1 rRNA gene is annotated in these 559 nt (G+C 50.1%); it reads left to right on the top strand.

The window, feature by feature from the left end:
• Nucleotides 1–19: 19 nt before the first annotated feature.
• A 23S ribosomal RNA gene (locus ACYUCW_RS18145) occupies nt 20–559 on the top strand; the annotation flags it as partial.

Here is a 559-nt window from a genome sequence, read left to right as displayed (position 1 = left end):
AGACACTTTCGGGTTGTGAGGTTAAGCGAATAAGCGTACACGGTGGATGCCTAGGCAATCAGAGGCGATGAAGGACGTGCTAATCTGCGAAAAGCGTCGGTAAGGTGATATGAACCGTTATACCCGACGATATCCGAATGGGGAAACCCAGTATCCAATGGATACTATCATTAACTGAATCCATAGGTTAATGAGGCGAACCGGGAGAACTGAAACATCTCAGTACCCCGAGGAAAAGAAATCAACCGAGATTCCCCTAGTAGCGGCGAGCGAACGGGGAGCAGCCCAGAGTCTTAATCAATAACAGTGTCAGGAGAACGGTCTGGAAAGTCCGGCAGTAAAGGGTGATAGCCCCGTATCTGAAGATGCTGTTATTGTGAACTCGACGAGTAGGGCGGGACACGTGTTATCCTGTCTGAATATGGGGGGACCATCCTCCAAGGCTAAATACTCCTGATTGACCGATAGTGAACCAGTACCGTGAGGGAAAGGCGAAAAGAACCCCGGCGAGGGGAGTGAAAAAGAACCTGAAACCGTGTACGTACAAGCAGTAGGAGCC

Source organism: Proteus sp. MB838 (assembly GCF_054767435.1).
Note: the sequence above shows the minus strand (reverse complement) of the source record. Positions and strands in the feature narration are given on the sequence as shown.